Genomic DNA, 19,366 nt, shown 5'->3' on the forward strand with positions numbered 1-19,366 from the left:
ACTCAGCGGTCGACGGCGCGTGCCGCGAGGGATCGCTGCACCCCGGCCCGTCCCTCGATGATCAGTCGGCGCAACGCCGGCGGGAGGTCTTGGGCGAGGAACTCGTCGGCGGCCTTGATCGCTTCGTCGCTGATCGCCCACGACGGGTACAGCCCGATGACGACGGTCTGAGCCACCTCGCTCGAGCGGCGCTCCCACACTCCGCGGACGTCGGAGAAGTACCGCTGCAGATAGGGCGCGAGCAGTTCGCGTTGCCCCACCGGAGCGAAGCCTTCGATGATGGCGCGGGCGGTGATGTTCGGCACCGCATCGTCGTATACGGCGGTGGCCCAAGCCTGTTCCTTGACCTCGGCTTGCGGACGTGCGGCGGCAGCACGGGCGGCAAGGCGCCGACCGGCGGCAGTGGGATCCCGCGCTATCTCGGCGTCGATGAACGGCGTTTCGGGACCGTCGGCGTCGATCTCGCCGGCAGCGGCCAACGCGTAGACCAACCGCCACCGCAAGTCGGTGTCGACGGTAAGCCCCGCCAAACCAACCGATTCGGGTTTGCAGTCGAGCAGTTCCTGCAGAACTTCGATGTGCCAGTCCGACAACAATGAGCCGGTCAGCGCGTTGATGAATGCCAGTTGATGGTCCGAGCCTGGTGCCGCCTCGCGGGCGAGTTCGAGCAACCGGTTCGCGAAACCAGGCCAACCTTCCGCAGCTGCCCAGTCCGGGTCCGCATAACTGCTCAGCGCTGTTTGCGCCTGCATCAAAAGACGCTGCACCACACCGACTTCGGTTTCCGCGCCCACCCCGCGCTGCACCAGCGCGACGAAGTCACGGGCGCGGAACTCGGCCTGGCGCGTCATCTCCCACGCTGCCGACCACGCCAGCGTGCGGGGCAGTGGTTCGGCAATATCACCGATTCGGTTCACCAGGGTGGCAAGCGAATCCGCGTCGAGCCGCACCGAGCAGTAGGTGAGGTCGTCGTCGTTGAGCAAGACCAGATCGCCCCGCTGCACGCCGATCAGCTCGTTGACGTCGGTGCGCTCGGCAGCCGGGAGATCGAGTTCGACCCGCTTGGTGCGCACCAGCTTTCCGCCCTGGTCGGCGTAGATCCCGACCGCCAGGCGGTGCACCCGTCGCTCACCCGCACCGGGTTCGGCGCCCTCCTGCACGATGGCGAAGGAGGTGAACCGGCCCTGATCGTCGGTGTGGAAGTCCGGCCGCAGGATATTGAGGCCGGTCGTCTTGAGCCACTGCGCGCCCCAGTCGGAAAGGTCACGGCCGGAAGACTTTTCCAACGCCGCCAGCAGATCGTCGAATGTCGCGTTCTCGTAGGCATGGTCGGCGAAGTAATCCCGCAGACCGGCCAGGAACGGTTCCAGGCCCACGTAAGCGACGAGTTGCTTGAGCACGCTGGCGCCCTTGGCGTAGGTGATGCCATCGAAGTTCACCTCAACCGCCGCCAGGTCGGGGATATCGGCCGCGATGGGATGGGTGGAGGGCAACTGATCCTGCCGGTACGCCCAGGACTTCTCGACGTTCGCAAACGTGGTCCAGGCGTTGGTGTATTCGGTGGCTTCGGCCTGGCACAGCACCGAGGCGAAAGTGGCGAAGGATTCGTTGAGCCACAGGTCGTCCCACCACTTCATGGTGACCAAGTCGCCGAACCACATGTGCGCCATCTCGTGCAGCACGGTTTCGGCGCGCCGCTCATAGGATGCGCGGGTGACCTTCGACCGGAAGACGTAGTCCTCGAGGAACGTCACCGCGCCCGCGTTCTCCATGGCGCCCGCGTTGAACTCGGGGACGAACAACTGGTCGTACTTGCCGAACGCATAAGGAATGCCGAAATTCTTGTGGTAGAAGGCAAAACCTTGCTTCGTTTCGGTGAACAACCGGTCGGCATCCATGTACTCCGCCAGCGAGGCACGGCAGAAGATGCGCAGCGGAATGGTGCCATAGGAATCTGTATAGCTGTCGCTCCAGTGCGCGTACGGGCCCGCGATCAGCGCGACCAGGTAAGTGCTCATGCGGGGGGTGGTGGAGAAGTGGTGGGTATTTTCTTGACCGCCGTCGTTGCCCTTGGTGTGGCCGTTGGACACCACCTTCCAGTCGTGCGGCGCCGTCACCACAATGTCGAAGGTGGCCTTGAGATCCGGTTGGTCGAAACAGGCGAACATGCGCTTGGCATCGGCGGTTTCGAATTGCGAGTACAGGTAGACCGCATCGTCGGTGGGATCGACGAAGCGGTGTAGGCCCTCCCCGGTGTGCGAATATTCGCAATCCGCCTCGATCACGAGTTCGTTCGTCGACGCGAGGTTGTGCAGGGTGAGACCTTGGGATTCGTCGTAGCCGTCGACATCGATCGCCACGCCGTTGAGAACGGCGCTACGCAGCTTGGGTGCCACCAGGTCCACGAAGGTGCTGGCTCCCTCGGTGGCGTAGAACGTAATGGTGCTGCGCGAAAAGAACGTGCCCACACTCGGATTACCGGCGCCGTCGGTGAGGTCGAGTTCGACGAGGTAATTGCGGACATCGAGCAGCGCGGCTCGTTCCGCGGCCTGGTCGCGGGTCAGATTGGGTGCTACCACTGGTCGTGCTCCTTCGAGGCGAGAATCAGGCGTCTTCGAGCGGCACCGAGGGATCGGCTAGCCGTGCGGGATCGACCGATCTGCCGGAGTTGATGAGCTCCTTGAACTTATCGGTCACATCCCAGATGTTCACGTTCATGGCCGCTTTCACGCGGCGGTCATCATCGAGCCAGAACGCCAGAAACTCGCGCTTGTCCGTGTCGCCGCGGACAACCACCTGCGCATAGTCCGTGGCGTAACCGGTGTACTCCATCCCGAGGTCGTATTGGTCGGTGAAGAAGTAGGGGAGGCGGTCGTAGGCGGTGTCCTTGCCGACCAGCGTGGCGGCCGCGACGGCTGGCTGATTGAGCGCATTTGCCCAGTGCTCGACGCGAACCGTGCCCAGCGTCGGATGTTGCTCCTCGGCGATGTCGCCCACCGCGACGATGTCCGGATCGCTGGTGCGCAGCGACGCGTCGACCTGGACGCCCTTGTTGGTGTCCAGTCCCGCGTCGCTGGCCAGCGCAATGTTGGGGCGGGCGCCCACGGCGACCAGTACGGCGTCGGCCGAGATGGTCGAACCGTCACCGAGCCGCACTCCGCTGGCGCGGCCGTCGTCGGTGGTGATTTCGGAGACCTTCGCAGTGAAGTGGAATTCGACGCCGTGCTGACGGTGGAGTTCGGCGAAGACCGCGCCCATTTCGGGGCCTAGTGCGGCTTGCAACGGGTGCTCGGCGGCCTCGACGACGGTCACCTCGGTTCCGGCCTCACGCGCGGCCGCGGCCACCTCGAGCCCGATCCAGCCCGCACCGATGATCGCCAGCCGCTTACCGGGACCGAACAGTGACTTCAGTGCGTCGGACTCTTCGACGTTGCGTAGGTAATAGACACCGGCGGCGTCGGCGCCGGGGATCGGCGGTCGTGCCGATGATGACCCGGTAGCCAGCACCAGCTTGTCGTAGGACAGTGTGGAACCGTCCGGCAGGGATACGGTCTTTGCGTCGCGGTCCACACCGGTGACGGTGGTGCCGAGCTGCAGATCGACATGGTGGTCGCGGAACCACTGGCGCGGCTGCAAGACGATCTCGTCGAACGACTTCTTGCCCTGCAGATACTCCTTGGACAACGGCGGTCGGTCGTAAGGAAGATGCTCCTCCGCGCCGATCAGCACCACCCGCCCGGGGAAATCGTTGTCGCGCAGCGCCTCTGCCGTCTTGGCTCCGGCCAGGCCAGCGCCGACGATGACGATCGTTTGCTCATCGGACATTTCGACCACTCCTTTTCGTTGCGGCAAGTCGTGCGCGATGAGTGCTGGTGGAGCGCACCGCGCCGTTCGGCAATCGCGTCGTCGTTCGATCTGCCTTCGACCCTAGTGCGCCCCACCGACACCGCGGAATGATCTCGCCATGCAACCGGTTGTTGTTGAGGAATAGTTGTGAGCGAAGCTAACCGCGGCATGGAAGGGTGAGCGCTGATGAGTTCTGCGTCGGACGGCGGCAAGGACACCGCTGATTTCTGGTTCGACCCGCTGTGTCCGTGGTGCTGGATCACGTCACGCTGGATTCTCGAGGTCGAGAAGGTTCGCGACGTCGAGGTGAACTTCCACGTGATGAGTCTGGCGATCCTCAATGAGGGAAGGGCCGTCGACGACAACTACCGCAATCTCGTAGAGGCCGGCAGGGGACCGGTGCGCGTGGCGATCGCGGCCGCCCAACGCTTCGGCGATCAGGTGCTGCCGCCGCTGTACACGGCGATGGGTACCCGGATTCACGAGCGGCGCAGCGAATATGAACGCGACAGCTACGCCGAGACTCTCGCTGCGGTGATCGCCGATTCGCTCGCCGAGGTGGGGCTGCCTGCGGATCTCGCAGCCGCGGCCGAGAGCACCGAGTACGACGATGCGCTGTCCAAGAGCCACCACGCCGGAATGGACGCGGTCGGCGACGACGTGGGCACGCCGACCATTCACGTCAACGGCGTCGCTTTCTTCGGCCCCGTGCTGTCCCGGATTCCGCGCGGTGAGGAAGCCGGCAAACTCTGGGACGCTTCCGTGGCGTTGGCGGCGTACCCGCACTTCTTCGAGCTGAAGCGGACGCGGACCGAGGGTCCGCAGTTCGACTGACCGATCTACCCTGTTGTCCAGTTGGCGGGTGGTTGCGCGGGGCCGGTGACCATCGGTTGGGTCGGCGCGGTGCGCGCCGGATGCGGACGCCAAAACAGGTTCCCGTCGCGCGAGCGGTCCCGCAGGGCATGCGCTCGCCAGGTCAGCACGGGATGCGTCGCCAACAGGTTGTTCAGCCACACGAACAGGCCGGTTTCCGTGCGGGCGCGGTCGGCGAGTTCGTCGAAACCGACATGCTGGTTGAGGTACTTGCCGGCACCGAGGGTTGCCATCGCCCCGGACGCACCCTGCGGACGATTGACGAAGCCGTGGTTGTCGGCGGTGTACTCCATAGCCCGCGACAGCGACGAACCGAGCACCGGCAGATATTGCATGGCAAACATTGCCAGCTGTCGCCAGTACGAAACATGCCCGGCGGCAATGTGTCCCACCTCGTGGCCGATGATGAAGGCCAGCGCATCCGGGTTCCGAGCCTGCCCGCCGACCTCGAACAGGTCGCTGTAGACGGTGACGAAGCGGCGGAATCCGTGGCCGGCCGCGAACGCGTTGATCTGACCGTTGCCCAGCACCACGAAGGCATCGGGAACGTAGCTCATCCCGAACCGCTGCGCGGCCTCGACGACCAGGTAATAGCCCTCGGGAAACTGGGTGGGCGTCATCTGGATCCCGTTGACGCGCGGACTGGCGTAAGTCAGCCCGCGCCGGATGAACACGACCACTGGTGCCAGCAGGATCAGCAACAGAAAGTCGCTGACCTGACCGGTGGCGACCGCGGAGATGCCGGCGGTGTACAGCGCGACCGTGCAGACGGTTACGAGTACCAGCAGCGGGATTTCCCACGAGTGAAACGCGGGCCGGCCGTACGGTGACAAACTGCGCGGCGCCGGCGGTTGCGGCCACTGATCGGCCGGCGCCGGACCGAAGGGTGCGGGTGCGGGAAGCTTGGAGGCCATAGCACGTGACAGTAGTCATTGCCGGTATTCGCCGTCTGCCAGAATTGTTGCCATGACCCGCGATCAGCCGCCAATCGAGCGGCCAGTCACCACGAGCGGTAGCCAGTAGTATGCCCGAAGGTCCCACGTTGCACCGGCTAGCCCGCGTGCACCAGCAACAGTTCGCCGGTTCGCCGGTGCGGGTGTCCAGCCCGCAAGGAAAGTTCGCCGAGGGCGCGGCCCTGGTCGACGGCAGAGTGCTGGTCAAAGCCGAAGCCTGGGGCAAACACCTGCTGCACCACTACGACTCCGGGCTGATGGTGCACGTGCACCTGGGCTTGTACGGTGCGTTCTCGGAAGCTGTGCTGCCGATGGGTGAGCCCGTTGGACAGGTGCGGATGCGAATGGTCGGCGAGGGTTTCGGCGCTGACCTGCGCGGGCCCACCGCATGTGAGGTTCTGCATGCGCCGGAATGGGAGGCGATCGCGGCGCGCCTCGGCCCGGATCCGTTGCGGCGCAAGGCTGATCCGGAGCTAGCGTGGGCCCGAATCGCCAAGTCGCGCAAGCCGATCGGCGCATTGCTGATGGATCAGCGGGTACTGGCCGGGGTCGGCAACGTCTATCGCGCCGAATTGTTGTTTCGGCACGAGGTTTCCCCGTTTCGGCCGGGCACCGACATGGACCGCGAAACCTGGGCTGCCATGTGGGACGACCTGGTGCAGTTGATGCGAATAGCGTTGCGGCGCGGCAAGATAATCACCATTCGTCGTGAAGACGACCACGGCGAACCCGGCTACGCAAAGGGTCGGCCACGCACTTACGTCTATCGCCGCATCGGGTCGAACTGTCGAATCTGCGGCACGCCGGTTGCCCATCAAGTCATGGAAGGCCGAAACCTGTTCTGGTGCCCCACCTGCCAAGCCGGCTAGAAACCGCCATCGAACCCGCCGCCGTCAAAGCCGCCGCCGTCGAAACCGCCCCAATCGCCGCCACTCCAGTCGCCGCCGCTCGGGTCGCCGCCGCTCGGGTCGCCGCCGCTCGGGTCGCCGCCGCTCGGGTCGCCGCCGCTCGGGTCGCCGCCGTCGGGGCCGGCCCAGTCGCCTTGACTGTCGGCGAAATCGGCTGACTGGTCGGCGTTTGCGGCATCGAAGCCATCCTGGTAGCCGTCCCCGTAGCCGTTAGCAAACGCGTTCTCGTCGTACCCGACGCCGGACATCCCCGAGAACAGCGAGGAGAACAGCAGCATGGAACCGACGCCCCACGCACCTCCGATCAGGGCGGGGCGCCACCAGGGTTCCGAATACCAACCGGCGGGGACGGGACGGCCCGCGACCCGGCCACCCGGAAAGTAGTTGGGTGTCTGGGCAGATGGGTTCGGCGAGGCGGCCACCTGCCGGCCCTCGAAGTCGATCTTGCGGTCCTCGCTGACTCGACCCGCGGACTGTTGTCCGGCCAGCGTGGGAATCTCCGGGCCGGGATCCATGTTCATCGCGATGCGTGCCGCCCGAATGTAGTAAAGCCCTTCCAGAGCAGTCTGTTTCGCGATCCTGGCCTGGGTGACCGTCTGTGCCTGGTCGATTTGCGACCCGGCGGCATTGAGCCGCTCCGAAGCGTCGGCCAGCGCCTGCTTTGCGGCATCGTTGGAGCCGACCAGCATGTACACCTGACCGCCCAGCCGCTCGATCGCCTGGCGCGCATCGGCTTTCGCGTCTGCCAGTTGCTCAGAATTAGCGCGCTGGCCGGAGCGTCGAGTTGCGGCGATGACGACGAGGCCGACCACGACGACGAGTACGAGGACGAGCACAAGTTCCACGACAGTCCTTCCGACGGTCCGGTATTCGCCAGCCTACCGACCTGGGTGCCGGGCGCCCGCCGTCGAAACCGGACCGCAGGATCGGACATCGCCGGAAAATGTCGACAGAACCGATCCAAATCGGCGAGGTATCCGAATAGCATCCAGCGAAGAGCTGCCAAATACTCGCCGTAGAGAGGTCGTCAGCCAATGGCCAAGACGAAGCAGGGACAACATCGGCTCGACAGTAAATTCCACCGCCCATTGGCTATTGCCGTGGTCACTGCGCTGCCGGTGGCCATCGCGGCGGCCGGCGCCGGCGTTGCCAACGCCGACCCGGTGACACCCGCGGTGCCGTTCCCCGTCGTACTGAACGACGTTGCCTACCAAGCTCCGGCTGTACGCAACGCGCCTGGTATCCGTCCGATCCCAGAAGCTGGTCTTCTCGGGCCGATCATGGGCCTGCACGCGCCGACTCCGGTCGCGCCGGTGGCGCCAATTGCCGCGCCCCCGGGCAAGATCCGCATCGGTGATCTGCAGGTCGACACCCCCAGCGTGCTCGACGCGCCGACCACCAAGCAGATCAACGACACCGCAGCCGGGATGGAGGCGCAACTGGCCACGGCCGGCGACTCGATCGGATTGTCGCCGCAGCGTTCCGACCGGCTGGCCGCCTCCACCCTCGGTGATACGGCGATCGGTGCCGGCATCGCGATGGGGACCGTCGGCTTTCCGTTCGCCGCCGTCGGCGGGTTGGTCGGCGGCTTGGCCGGCCTGATCGCCGGGGTGCCGTTCCTGCCCGGCGGCCTGGTCGTGTTGCCGGTCGTGGGCGCGGCAATCGGCGCGGCCGTGACTGCGGCGCCATTTGCCGCGGTCGGCGGGGGAATCGGTGCCGTGGTGGGCGCTGGGACGGCGTTGGCTCAGCCCTGAGCCCCCTGAGCGACAGGGGCGCGGGATGAGCGCGGGTTACGCGCTCTGCGAAAGCTGGCCGAGGTTCAAGCTGCCCAGTAGCGACTGCAAGGGGTCGGTTGTCTGCGACTGCTGGTTTTGCGGCAGCAGTTGCTGGAGACCGAGCGGTTGTTGTTGTTGTTGTTGTTGTTGCTGCTGCTGCCAGGGCGGCGTCAGGTTCTGCGGCGCCCAGTTGCCAGGGCCGTTTCGGTGGTGGTGCCATCGAGGGTCGTTGTTGTTCCAGTTGTTGTCGACTGGATTGACGCCGGGCAACGTGTCTGCGATCGCGGGCGCCGCAATAGCCGCCAACGGGATTGTTGCGAGTGCGGCGGCCGTCGCCACTCGTAGGCTCGTGCGTCGAAATGAGCAGAACTGCACAATGATCACCCCTGAACTCCGGCCGGGTTGGCGCCGTGAGAATCCCAGCGGTCGATAGACGATGCAGCAAATGGCGCCGCAACCCATCGCAGTGCCGTCGGCTCGAGAAAGACTGTTGTGCGCCTGGGAATTAGGTGGGGATCGGAGCCGATGACGGGAATCGAACCCGCGTAACCAGTTTGGAAGACTGGGGCTCTACCATTGAGCTACATCGGCAGGCATACGACACCTGAGGGATCGCCACTGATGTCGTGTGCGTTGAAAGACTGTACCGAATGCCGCTGTCGGATCGGTAATCGGCGTGAGGCTGTAGGATCATGAGCCGGATCTGGCGCATGGGTAGGTCGGATCGCCAGGAGATGTCACGGGGTGTAGCGCAGCTTGGTAGCGCATCCGCTTTGGGAGCGGAGGGTCGCAGGTTCAAATCCTGTCACCCCGACAATTTTCGACCGGCCACCCGAGCAGGGAGTCGGGCCAGCATTGCGGATACGCTGTATGGCCGAGCGGGCGTAGCCCGGCGAGAGATTTCGAGATTTCAAGCAAAAGGAGCATGTCCGTGAAGAGCACCGTCGAGCAGCTGAGCCCGACGCGAGTCCGGATCAACGTTGAGGTGCCCTTCGAGGAACTCAAGCCCGATTTCGACCGCGCATACAAGGCGCTGGCCCAGCAGGTCCGTATTCCCGGGTTCCGTCCAGGCAAGGCGCCGGCGAAGCTGCTCGAGGCGAGGCTCGGCCGCGGGGCGATCCTCGAGCAGGTGGTCAACGACGTGCTGCCGGGCCGCTACAGCGAAGCCGTGATGTCGAACAATCTCAAGGTGCTCGGCCAGCCGGACATCGAAATCACCAAGATCGAGGACGGCCAGGAACTCGCCTTCACGGCCGAGGTCGATGTTCGTCCGGAGATCGAGCTGCCGGACTACAGCACGCTGAGCGTTTCGGTCGACCCCGTCTCGGTCGACGATGACGACATTGCCGAACAACTGCTCTCGCTGCGCCAGCGGTTCGGCACCCTGACCGGTGTCGAGCGTGGAGTGCAGGACGGCGATTTCGTCTCCATCGATTTGTCGGCCACCGTCGACGGCGAGCCGGTCGAGGAGGCGACCGCGAGCGGCCTGTCGCACGCGGTCGGTTCCGGGCAACTCATCGAGGGGCTCGACGAGGCGCTGATCGGTATGGAAGCGGGGCAGTCGAAGGACTTCACCACCAAACTCCTTGCGGGCGACCACGCGGGTGAAGACGCCGTGGTGACCGTGACTGTGCAGACCGTCAAGGAACGCGAATTGCCGGCCGAGGATGACGAGTTCGCACAGCTCGCCAGCGAGTTCGACACGCTCGACGAACTCAAGGCCGATCTTCGCGAGCGCATCGAGCGGGTCAAGCGGGTCGAGCAGGCCGGTCACATTCGCGACGAGGTGCTCGAGAAGCTGCTCGAGACGGTCGAAATTCCGGTCCCGGAGACCGTGGTGCAGTCCGAGGTCGACGCTCAGCTGCATGACGCGGTGCACGGCTTCGGCCACGACGAGGCACAACTCAACGCGCTGCTCGAGGCCCAGGGCAGCAGCCGCGAGGAGTTCGACGCCGAGACCAAGGAGCAGGCCGAGCGGTCGGTGAAGGTCCAGTTGCTGCTCGACGCGATCGCCGAGGCCGAGCAGACGCAGGTGGGGCAGGAGGAGCTGACCGAGCGCATCGTGTTCCAGGCACAGCGTTACGGCATGTCCCCGGAGCAGTTCATCCAGCAGATCCAGCAAGCCAACCAGCTGGGCGCCGTGTTCGCCGACGTACGACGCGGCAAGGCGCTTGCCAGCGTGGTCGAGCGGGTCCAGGTCACCGACAGCGACGGCACGGTGATCGACACCAAGGAGCTGTTCGGCAGCCCGGCGACCGGCGAGGCGAGCGAAGCCGACGCCGATGACGACGCCGCAGCCGCCGAGGGCGAAACCGCTGTCGAGTAGTCGGCGGTAACTCCGCGCACCGCGCGCGATTTCCGCTTTGAGCGAAGTAGGGCGGCACCGGGACTCCGGTGTCGCCCTACTTGGTTAGTGTTCACAGTAAGAGCGAGCAAGAAAGCACCGAAGCAGCGATGAGAAGGCAGGTAGGCGTGAGGACCAACAGTCGAGCGGGCGAGCCGATGATGACGTCGCCGGGATCGGGCATGAACCTGAGCGACTCGGTGTACGAGCGGCTGCTGCGCGAACGGATCATCTTCCTGGGCACCCAGGTCGACGACGACATTGCGAATAAGTTGTGCGCCCAGATGCTGCTGCTGTCAGCGGAGGACCCCACCCGCGACATCGCGCTGTACATCAACTCTCCGGGTGGTTCGGTCAGCGCCGGGATGGCGATCTACGACACGATGCAGTTCGTCGAATGTGACATCGCCACCTACGGCATGGGCATGGCGGCCTCGATGGGGCAGTTCTTGCTGACCGCCGGCACCAAAGGCAAGCGCTACGCGCTGCCGCACGCGCGGATCATGATGCACCAGCCGTCGGGCGGTTTCGGCGGTACCGCCGCTGACATCGCAATCACCGCCCAGCTGCTCGCCCGCACCAAGCGGGAACTCAACGAGTTGCAGGCGCTGCACACCGGTCGCAGCGTCGAGCAGGTGACGGCCGATGCGGATCGGGACCGGTGGTTCTCGGCCGATGAAGCGCTCGAGTACGGCTTCGTCGACCACGTCGTCTCTCGTGCCCGCCAGGCCGGCGGAACCGGCTCGAACTAGTCCCCGCCCCTCGGCACCCACCCACCGACTTCTGGAGCTGATATGGCCAACCTCTTCGACCCACGCCACCTGCCCAATTCGCGCTACATCCTGCCGCAATTCACCGAACAGACCACCTACGGCGTCAAGACTTCCGACCCCTACAACAAGTTGTTCGAGGAGCGCATCATTTTCCTCGGCTCGCAGGTCGACGACGTCTCGGCCAACGACCTGATGGCGCAGCTGCTCGTGCTCGAGTCCCAAGACCCGGACCGCGACATCACGATGTACATCAACTCGCCCGGTGGTTCGTTCACGGCGCTGATGGCCATCTACGACACCATGCAGTACGTGCGGGCCGACGTGGCGACGGTGTGCCTCGGCCAAGCCGCGTCCGCGGCCGCCGTGCTGCTGGCCGCCGGCACTCCCGGCAAGCGCGCCTGCCTGCCCAATGCCCGCGTGCTCATCCACCAGCCCGCGGTCGAGGGCGGTATTCAGGGTCAGGTGTCCGACCTGGAAATTCAGGCGGCCGAGATCGAGCGCATGCGGCACCTGATGGAGACGACGCTGGCCCGCCACACCGGCAAGGATGCCGAGACCATCCGCAAAGACACCGACCGCGACAAGATTCTGACCGCCGAAGAGGCTGTCGAATACGGGATCATCGACCAGGTGTTCGGCTACCGGAAGCTGAGCGCGCAGAAGTAGCTCGTGCGCGATACTGCGACACGCCGTTGCGCGGCTTAACGCCGAAACCGGCAGGCGCACGTGAGGCTAGAGCCCAACCGCCGACGGAAAAGTTGAACGCGCAACGGCTGGGGAGCGAAGTGGACAATCTCTGTTGTTCCCGACGCGAATCGCCGGTAAGCAGTCGACCTCGATCCCGATATGCGGGTACGGTCACATCATGAGCAACAGCTTCTAAACCGCACAGCGGAAGTTGTTGGTCGCGGGCAGACAAGGAAGTAGGGACCCACAAGATGGCGCGCATCGGTGACGGCGGCGACCTGTTGAAGTGCTCCTTCTGCGGAAAGAGCCAGAAGCAGGTCAAGAAGCTCATTGCGGGTCCCGGCGTCTACATCTGCGACGAGTGCATCGATCTGTGCAACGAAATCATCGAGGAGGAGCTCGCCGAGTCCAGCGAGGTGAAGCTCGACGAGCTGCCCAAACCTGCGGAGATCCGGGACTTCCTCGAGAACTACGTCATCGGCCAGGACACGGCCAAGCGCACCCTCGCGGTGGCCGTCTACAACCATTACAAGCGGATCCAGGCCGGCGACAAGGGCCGCGACAGCCGCGGAGAAACCGTCGAGTTGGCCAAGTCGAACATCCTCATGCTCGGCCCGACCGGTTGTGGCAAGACCTACCTGGCCCAGACGCTGGCGAAGATGCTCAATGTCCCGTTCGCCATCGCCGACGCCACCGCGCTGACCGAAGCCGGCTACGTCGGTGAGGATGTGGAAAACATCCTTCTCAAGCTCATCCAGGCCGCAGATTACGACGTCAAGCGCGCCGAGACCGGCATCATCTACATCGACGAGGTCGACAAGATTGCCCGCAAGAGCGAGAATCCCTCGATTACGCGCGACGTCTCCGGTGAGGGTGTCCAGCAGGCGCTGCTGAAGATCCTGGAAGGCACCCAGGCGAGCGTGCCGCCGCAGGGCGGCCGCAAGCACCCGCACCAGGAATTCATCCAGATCGACACGACCAACGTGCTCTTCATCGTGGCCGGTGCGTTTGCGGGTCTGGAGAAGATCGTCTCCGACCGCATCGGTAAGCGGGGGATCGGGTTCGGCGCCGAGGTGCACTCGAAGGCGGACATCGACACGACCGATCACTTCGCCGAGGTCATGCCGGAGGACCTCATCAAGTTCGGGTTGATTCCAGAGTTCATCGGCCGCCTTCCGGTGGTGGCCTCGGTGACCAACTTGGACAAGGCTTCACTGGTCAAGATCCTCTCCGAGCCGAAGAACGCACTGGTCAAGCAGTACGCGCGGCTGTTCGAGATGGATGGCGTCGAGTTGGAGTTCACGCCGGACGCGCTCGAGGCCGTGGCCGACCAGGCGATCCTGCGCGGCACCGGTGCCCGTGGCTTGCGCGCCATCATGGAGGAAGTGCTGCAGCCGGTGATGTATGACATCCCGAGCCGCGACGACGTCGCGAAGGTTGTCGTGACCGAGGAAACCGTGGTCGACAACGTGTTGCCGACCATCGTCCCGCGCAAACGTGAGCGGCAGGAGCGCCGCGACAAGTCGGCGTAGTGGGGCGCGGTGGTCACCGCAGTAGTTCGTCCCGTTCGCAAGCCGGACATCGCAGAGGTGTCGCGAGCGCTTGGCCGCGCTTTCGATGACGACCCCGTCATGCAGTGGATGTGGCCCGACGATTCCGCACGCGCCGCCGGGTTACCCAAGCTGTTTGCCGCGCTCATTCGCTTTCACTACCTATCTCGGGGCGGCGTAGAACTGGCCGGCGCGGCAGATGGAACCGTCGGCGGTGCCGCGCTGTGGGCGCCACCCGGTCAATGGCAGCAGAGCCGATTCTCGGAGTTTCTGATGCTGCCCTCGCTTATTCGGGCGTTCGGCAAGCGCCTGGAAGTTGGCGGCAACGTCGCCGAAACGATGAAGCGCAACCATCCTGAAGAGCCGCACTGGTACCTGGCCGTCATCGGCACCGACCCCGACGTCCGGGGGACGGGACTGGGATACGCGCTGATGCGATCTCGCCTCGACCGCGTCGACGCCGAACATGCACCGGCCTACCTGGAGTCCAGCAAGCCGGACAACGTGCCCTACTACGAGCGGTTCGGGTTCGAGGTCACCCACGAACTGCCGTTGCCGAACGGCGGGCCGCCGGTGTGGGCGATGTGGCGGCGCCCGGCCTGACGGTATCCGAGCGCAACTGCGCAAACACGACTCGGTTCGAGCGACGGGAAAGCGTCTCTCGGGCTAACTTTCGTTGGCGCAGTTGCGCTCGACCGCTTCGCGCGCCGCCGGCAACGCACGCTCACGATCGGCAGCGACCAGGCCGATTCGCGACCGCCGGTCGAGGAGGTCGTCGGCGTCGAGCGCGCCTTCGTGGCTCATGGCGAAAGAGAACTCCGCGCGCGACACATCGATCCCATCGGCGACGGGCCGCAGCAGCGACGTGTCCGACACCGCCAGCACGCTCGACGCATCGGTGCCGTAGCGATGTATCAGCCGGGTCGGCGCGGGTACGGCGTCGAGCTCGGCGGCCGAGCCGGCGCCGGCGAGCGGGAGGTCGCGGCTGCGGCAGGGCTGTGCGATCAGTGAGCCGTGCGCGACGGCTGCGTCGACGGCTTCCTCGGCCATCTGCCGGTAGGTGGTGAGCTTACCGCCGACGACGGTGATCAGCCCATTGTCAGAAATGCGGATGGCGTGCTGGCGCGACAGATCGGCGGTGGCTGCCGAACCGGTGTCGAGCAGTGGTCGAAGTCCGGCAAATGTGCCACGAATGTCGCTGTGCCGCAGTGGCTCTCGCAGAACGGTGTTGATCGTGTCGAGCAAGAAGTCGATTTCGCCGGGCGTGGCCTGCGGGACGTCGGGGACGTCGCGGTCGGCTTCCTCGTCGGTGAGGCCGAGGTAGACCCGGCCGTGCGCGGCGGGGAATGCGAAGACGAATCGGCTGGTCGTTCCCGGCACCGGCACGGTTAGTGATGCGTTGAGCCCACCGAACGCCTCCGCCGAGAACACCAGATGCGTGCCGCGGCTGGGACGCAGGGCGATCGACGAATCGACTTCGGCCGCCCACACGCCGGTGGCGTTGATGACGGTTCGGGCCCGCACCGACAATTGTTCGCCAGTCAGCTCGTCGGTGAGTGTCGCCGAGCTTCCGGTGACGTCCGAGGCGGCCACTCGAGTCAGTATCTTCGCGCCATAACCAGCCGCGGTGCGGGCGATTGTCACCACCAGGCGGGCGTCGTCGACGAGTTGTCCGTCCCAGGCGACCAGTCCGCCGCGCAAGTCTTGGCGGCGCACCGTTGGCGCCAGGCGTGTGACCTCGGCTGCCGAAACGCGCCGCGATCGGGGGAGCAGCGCGGCGGACGTGCCGGCGCTGCGCCGCAGGACGTCGCCGGCGAGGAAACCGGCGCGGATCAGGTTGCGTTGATACATGCCGGTGTCGGCCAGCACCGGAACCACCTGCGGCACGGGCCGAACCAGGTGCGGCGCGGTGCGGGCGAGCAGAATTCCGCGCTCGACGGCACTCTCGTGCGCGATGCCGACGTTGCCGCTGGACAGGTAGCGCAGACCGCCGTGCACCAGCTTGGAACTCCAGCGACTGGTTCCCCAGGCGAGATCGCGGCGTTCGACCAGGACGGTCCGCAGCCCGCGGGAGGCGGCGTCGAGTGCAATGCCGGCGCCGGTGACGCCGCCGCCGACGACCAGCAGGTCGATGCTCTCACCGTCGCCGAGTGCGGTCAGCTCACGCGACCGTCGGCGGGCGTTGAGGGCGGTGTCGCCAGGTGGGTTTCTCATGAGTGGAGGACCTTCGTGAGCATCGCAGTGAGTACCGGAGCGGAGCGAGGAACGGAGCGAGGAGCGGAGGGAAGGTCCGCAACGGGAGAAATTCTCATGAGTGGAGGACCTTCGTGAGCATCGCAGTAAGTACCGGAGCGGAGCGAGGAACGGAGGGAAGGTCCGCAACGGGGGAAATTCTCATGAGTGGACGTCTTTCGTGGGGCGCGCAGGAGCGAGGTAGCCATCGATGGCGTGCGCGAGTTCGGCGGCCAAATCCGGCGGGGGCAAGGTGTCGGCGACCATCCGCGCGGACTGCACGGTCGACTGGGAAATCAGTAGCACCATGGTGGCCAGCTGGCGCGGGTCGCCGGGACGAACCGAGCCGCCTTCCTGTGCGGCGGCGATCCCGGCGCTGAGGAGGTCGATAAGCGCGAGCTGGCTGCGGCCGAGCCGTTCCACCACATAGGTCAGGAGCAGATCGGCGTCGGTGCGGAAGATCTTGTCGAACATCGGATGCGTCCGCAGCGACGACGCGGCTTCGACCACGGCCGCGACGATGTCGGCGCGCGTGATCTCCGAGCCGACCTGCGGGATGGTGACGAGTCGGCGCATTTCCCGGGTGAGCAGGTCTCCGATCAGTGCGTTCGTATCCGGCCAGCGTCGATATACCGTCGGTCGGCTGACGCCGGCGCGTCGGGCGACCTCGACCAGCGTGGTGCGTCGGACGCCGAAGTCTTCGATACAGGAGCGCGCCGCATCCAAGATCGCGTCATCCATCGGTATCTCCAATTGAAGCTATTTTACAAATGGACATCGTATGTAACACTGTAACGTATGAACCGCTCGGATGCATCAATCAGCGAAGAAGTCCGCCCGGACGAGCACACACCCGCAATGGACTGGGACGGCTGGGGGGTGGCGCCACAACGCAAGGAACTTTCGCCGTCGATCCGTGGCCTGCTTGCGCAGGTGTTCAAAGTCTCGGGAGAATCGGCGCCGCGGTCGGATGTCACGTCAATCAGGTTGCGTACCAGCGCAGTAACGACCGAGGGCCGTGCCGCGCTGGCTGGCATCGTGGGGGGCGACAACGTCAGCACCGAATCTGCGGACCGGCTCGTCCACGCGGGCGGTAAGAGCACGTTCGACCTGCTGCGTCGACGGTCGAACGACGTCCAAGACGCTCCCGATGCGGTGGTTCGACCCGGTGACCATGACGAGGTTCTGGCGGTCCTGCGCTGGTGCACGGACAGCGGCATCGCGGTCGTGCCGTTCGGTGGCGGAACGAGTGTGGTCGGCGGCCTCGATCCGGTACGCAACGGCTTTCCGGCGGTGATCGCGCTCGATCTGCGTCGGCTCAATGCCCTCACGGCGGTCGATCCGGTCAGTCGCACAGCGACCCTGGGCGCTGGCCTCACCGGGCCCGAAGCCGAGAAACTACTGGCAACGCACGGCTTTTCGCTCGGACATTTCCCACAGAGCTTTCAGTTCGCCAGTATCGGCGGCTTCGCCGCGACCCGGTCGTCCGGACAAGCCTCGGCAGGGTACGGCCGTTTCGACGACATGGTGACGCACCTCAAGGTCGCCACCCCGCGCGGCACGCTCGATGTGGGCCGCGGACCGGCATCGGCCGCCGGCCCGGATCTGCGCGAACTGTTCGTCGGCTCCGAGGGAGCGTTCGGCGTGATCACCGAGGTGACGCTGAGGGTGCATCCGGTGCCGGAGACGACGGCGTATCAGGCGTGGTCGTTTCCCGACTTCGAAGCCGGCGCTACCGCTTTGCGTGCGGTGGTGCAGGCCGGTGCCGCACCTACGGTGCTGCGACTCTCGGACGAGGTAGAGACCGGCGTCAACCTGGCCCGCGCCGACAGCATCGGCGAGCAGGCCGCGACGCCGGGTTGCCTGGCTGTGACGACGTTCGAGGGCTCCGCGGCACATGTGGCTGCGCGGCAGGCCGAGGCCAGCGCGATTCTCGCCGCCGAGGGCGGTACCGCGCTGGGCGAGGAGGCCGCCCGACAATGGGAGGAGGGCAGGTTCAATGCGCCTTACCTGCGCGACACCCTGCTCGACACGGGTGTGCTCTGCGAAACCATGGAGACGGCGACGCAGTGGTCGAACCTGTCTGCGCTGCGCTCAGCGGTGACCGGCGCCCTCGTGGAATCGCTTGCCGGGCAAGGTACTCCGCCGCTGGTGATGTGCCACATCTCGCACACATACCCGACCGGTGCCTCGCTCTACTTCACCGTCATCTGCGCGCAGGCCGACGACCCGATCGCGCAATGGTCGAAAGCCAAAGGTGCTGCAGGCGACGCGATCACCAATGCCGGCGGAACCATTACCCACCATCACGCGGTCGGCCGCGACCACCGGCCGTGGATGCAGGCGGAGGTTGGCGATCTCGGCGTCGAGGTGCTGCGCGCGGTGAAATCGGCCTTGGACCCGGCCGGAATCCTCAATCCTGGCAAGCTGATTCCGTGAGCGGCCAACGCAGCACCATAGCCGTCGTGACCAACCCAAAGTCGGGACTCGGCCGCGGCAGCGACAACGCGCGGGCGGCCGTAGCGCGGCTGCGGGAGCGCGGCGCGGACGTGCGTGAACTCGCCGGATCGAGCGCCGCCGAATCGACCCGGCTGGCCCGTGCGGCGGTCGTTTCCGGAGTTGATGCCGTCGTCGCGGTCGGTGGCGATGGCCTGATTTCCACGGTGTTGCCGGCGCTGGCCGAGTCGGACGTTCCGCTGGGGCTGATCCCGAGCGGAACCGGCGACGACCTCGCACGGGAACTGGGTGTTCCGCGGTCGGATCCAGCCGCCGCGGCGGACCTCGTGCTCGACGGCAAAACCCGCGCGATCGACCTCGGTCGGGCCGGCGATCGCTGGTTCGCGACCGTTCTGGCGAGCGGTTTCGATTCCAAGGTCACCGACCGTGCCAACTCGATGAGTTGGCCGCGCGGCCGGATGCGCTACAACGTCGCCATCCTCGCCGAGTTGGGGGCGCTTCGGGCCATCCCGTATCGCCTCGAGATCGACGGTCGGGAGATCGAACTGGATGCCACGATGGTCAGCATCGGCAATACGCGCTCCTATGGCGGCGGCATGCTCGTGTGTCCTGACGCGGACCCCGCCGACGGTCGCCTCGACGTGACCGTGGTCGGCGCGACAAGCCTGGTGCGGCTGGTCCGGCTCATGCCGACCATCTACAAAGGCACCCACGTGCACCTCGATGGCGTGCAGACCTTCCGCGCCCGAAAGGTGAGGCTGTCCGCGCCCGGGATCACCGCCTACGCCGACGGCGAACCCATGGGCGCGCTGCCGATGACGGTCTCCGCGGCCCCGGCTGCATTGCAGGTCATCACCGGCCCGTGACACTGGAAATCGCTCCCCGCGGCAGACCGGCGAAACGCGACTACCATCGGATTTGGCGGCTTGTCGGTGTCCCTCATCCACCGACCGGCCGCCCTCGGTGTC

At 65.8% G+C, this 19,366-nt stretch carries 17 protein-coding genes and 2 tRNA genes; 11 read left to right on the forward strand and 8 right to left on the reverse strand.

What is annotated here, in order from left to right:
- Positions 1 to 2: 2 nt before the first annotated feature.
- Positions 3 to 2,579 (reverse strand): aminopeptidase N, encoded by a 2,577-nt coding sequence (gene pepN / locus FOS14_RS09215; RefSeq protein ID WP_143770001.1) that lies wholly within the window; start codon positions 2,577 to 2,579, stop codon positions 3 to 5.
- Between the two features lie 25 nt (positions 2,580 to 2,604).
- Positions 2,605 to 3,825, reverse strand: a complete 1,221-nt coding sequence (locus tag FOS14_RS09220; protein WP_143770002.1) for an NAD(P)/FAD-dependent oxidoreductase — start codon at positions 3,823 to 3,825, stop codon at positions 2,605 to 2,607.
- 207 nt (positions 3,826 to 4,032) lie between these two features.
- Here FOS14_RS09220 and FOS14_RS09225 point away from each other — a divergent pair, with 207 nt between their 5' ends.
- Entirely contained in the window at positions 4,033 to 4,680 is a 648-nt protein-coding gene (locus FOS14_RS09225) for a DsbA family protein (protein ID WP_143770003.1), read from the forward strand.
- Between the two features lie 5 nt (positions 4,681 to 4,685).
- Here the strand turns inward: FOS14_RS09225 and FOS14_RS09230 are convergent, their stop codons facing one another.
- Positions 4,686 to 5,633, reverse strand: a complete 948-nt coding sequence (locus FOS14_RS09230) for a M48 family metallopeptidase (RefSeq protein WP_143770004.1) — start codon at positions 5,631 to 5,633, stop codon at positions 4,686 to 4,688.
- Between the two features lie 110 nt (positions 5,634 to 5,743).
- Between FOS14_RS09230 and FOS14_RS09235 the strand changes: the two genes are divergently transcribed.
- On the forward strand, positions 5,744 to 6,541 hold the full coding sequence (locus FOS14_RS09235) for an Fpg/Nei family DNA glycosylase (RefSeq protein WP_143770005.1): 798 nt from the start codon (positions 5,744 to 5,746) through the stop codon (positions 6,539 to 6,541).
- Here the strand turns inward: FOS14_RS09235 and FOS14_RS09240 are convergent.
- Positions 6,538 to 7,425 carry a DUF1542 domain-containing protein gene (locus FOS14_RS09240; RefSeq protein WP_143770006.1) on the reverse strand — a complete coding sequence of 296 codons (888 nt, stop codon included), beginning with the start codon at positions 7,423 to 7,425 and terminating at the stop codon, positions 6,538 to 6,540. The two genes, FOS14_RS09235 and FOS14_RS09240, sit on opposite strands and share 4 nt — an antisense overlap.
- A gap of 189 nt (positions 7,426 to 7,614) precedes the next feature.
- Here FOS14_RS09240 and FOS14_RS09245 point away from each other — a divergent pair, with 189 nt between their 5' ends.
- Positions 7,615 to 8,334 carry a hypothetical protein gene (locus FOS14_RS09245; RefSeq protein ID WP_143770007.1) on the forward strand — a complete coding sequence of 240 codons (720 nt, stop codon included), beginning with the start codon at positions 7,615 to 7,617 and terminating at the stop codon, positions 8,332 to 8,334.
- Positions 8,335 to 8,370: 36 nt separating this feature from the next.
- Here the strand turns inward: FOS14_RS09245 and FOS14_RS09250 are convergent, their stop codons facing one another.
- Both FOS14_RS09250 and FOS14_RS09255 read right to left on the reverse strand, forming a co-directional pair.
- Positions 8,371 to 8,694: a hypothetical protein gene (locus FOS14_RS09250; protein WP_143770008.1), complete on the reverse strand. Its 324-nt coding sequence runs from the start codon at positions 8,692 to 8,694 to the stop codon at positions 8,371 to 8,373.
- Positions 8,695 to 8,875: 181 nt separating this feature from the next.
- Positions 8,876 to 8,946, reverse strand: a tRNA-Gly gene (locus FOS14_RS09255).
- Positions 8,947 to 9,095: 149 nt separating this feature from the next.
- On the opposite strand from FOS14_RS09255, the gene FOS14_RS09260 reads away from it, so the two are divergent.
- From FOS14_RS09260 to FOS14_RS09285, 6 genes are all read left to right on the forward strand, one after another.
- Positions 9,096 to 9,169 (forward strand) — tRNA-Pro (locus FOS14_RS09260).
- Positions 9,170 to 9,286: 117 nt separating this feature from the next.
- The gene (gene tig / locus FOS14_RS09265) at positions 9,287 to 10,681 is read left to right on the forward strand and encodes a trigger factor (protein ID WP_143770009.1); all 1,395 of its coding nucleotides are present in this window, start codon (positions 9,287 to 9,289) and stop codon (positions 10,679 to 10,681) included.
- Between the two features lie 179 nt (positions 10,682 to 10,860).
- Entirely contained in the window at positions 10,861 to 11,451 is a 591-nt protein-coding gene (locus FOS14_RS09270; RefSeq protein WP_143770175.1) for an ATP-dependent Clp protease proteolytic subunit, read from the forward strand.
- A gap of 42 nt (positions 11,452 to 11,493) precedes the next feature.
- Positions 11,494 to 12,138, forward strand: coding sequence for an ATP-dependent Clp protease proteolytic subunit (locus FOS14_RS09275; RefSeq protein WP_143770010.1), 645 nt, complete (start codon positions 11,494 to 11,496; stop codon positions 12,136 to 12,138).
- Between the two features lie 272 nt (positions 12,139 to 12,410).
- Entirely contained in the window at positions 12,411 to 13,691 is a 1,281-nt protein-coding gene (gene clpX / locus FOS14_RS09280) for an ATP-dependent Clp protease ATP-binding subunit ClpX (RefSeq protein WP_143770011.1), read from the forward strand.
- Between the two features lie 9 nt (positions 13,692 to 13,700).
- Positions 13,701 to 14,312: a GNAT family N-acetyltransferase gene (locus FOS14_RS09285; protein ID WP_255450193.1), complete on the forward strand. Its 612-nt coding sequence runs from the start codon at positions 13,701 to 13,703 to the stop codon at positions 14,310 to 14,312.
- 63 nt (positions 14,313 to 14,375) lie between these two features.
- Here FOS14_RS09285 and FOS14_RS09290 read toward each other — a convergent pair whose 3' ends face one another.
- Positions 14,376 to 15,923 carry a glycerol-3-phosphate dehydrogenase/oxidase gene (locus tag FOS14_RS09290; protein WP_143770012.1) on the reverse strand — a complete coding sequence of 516 codons (1,548 nt, stop codon included), beginning with the start codon at positions 15,921 to 15,923 and terminating at the stop codon, positions 14,376 to 14,378.
- Between the two features lie 180 nt (positions 15,924 to 16,103).
- On the reverse strand, positions 16,104 to 16,682 hold the full coding sequence (locus FOS14_RS09295) for a TetR/AcrR family transcriptional regulator (protein ID WP_143770013.1): 579 nt from the start codon (positions 16,680 to 16,682) through the stop codon (positions 16,104 to 16,106).
- A 57-nt stretch (positions 16,683 to 16,739) separates the two neighbouring features.
- Between FOS14_RS09295 and FOS14_RS09300 the strand changes: the two genes are divergently transcribed.
- The gene (locus FOS14_RS09300; protein ID WP_370512196.1) at positions 16,740 to 18,380 is read left to right on the forward strand and encodes an FAD-binding oxidoreductase; all 1,641 of its coding nucleotides are present in this window, start codon (positions 16,740 to 16,742) and stop codon (positions 18,378 to 18,380) included.
- A 17-nt stretch (positions 18,381 to 18,397) separates the two neighbouring features.
- Positions 18,398 to 19,264 carry a diacylglycerol kinase gene (locus FOS14_RS09305; protein ID WP_143770178.1) on the forward strand — a complete coding sequence of 289 codons (867 nt, stop codon included), beginning with the start codon at positions 18,398 to 18,400 and terminating at the stop codon, positions 19,262 to 19,264.
- Positions 19,265 to 19,366: the final 102 nt, after the last annotated feature.

It is taken from the genome of Skermania sp. ID1734 (genome assembly GCF_007489285.1).
Taxonomy (GTDB): Bacteria; Actinomycetota; Actinomycetes; order Mycobacteriales; family Mycobacteriaceae; genus ID1734.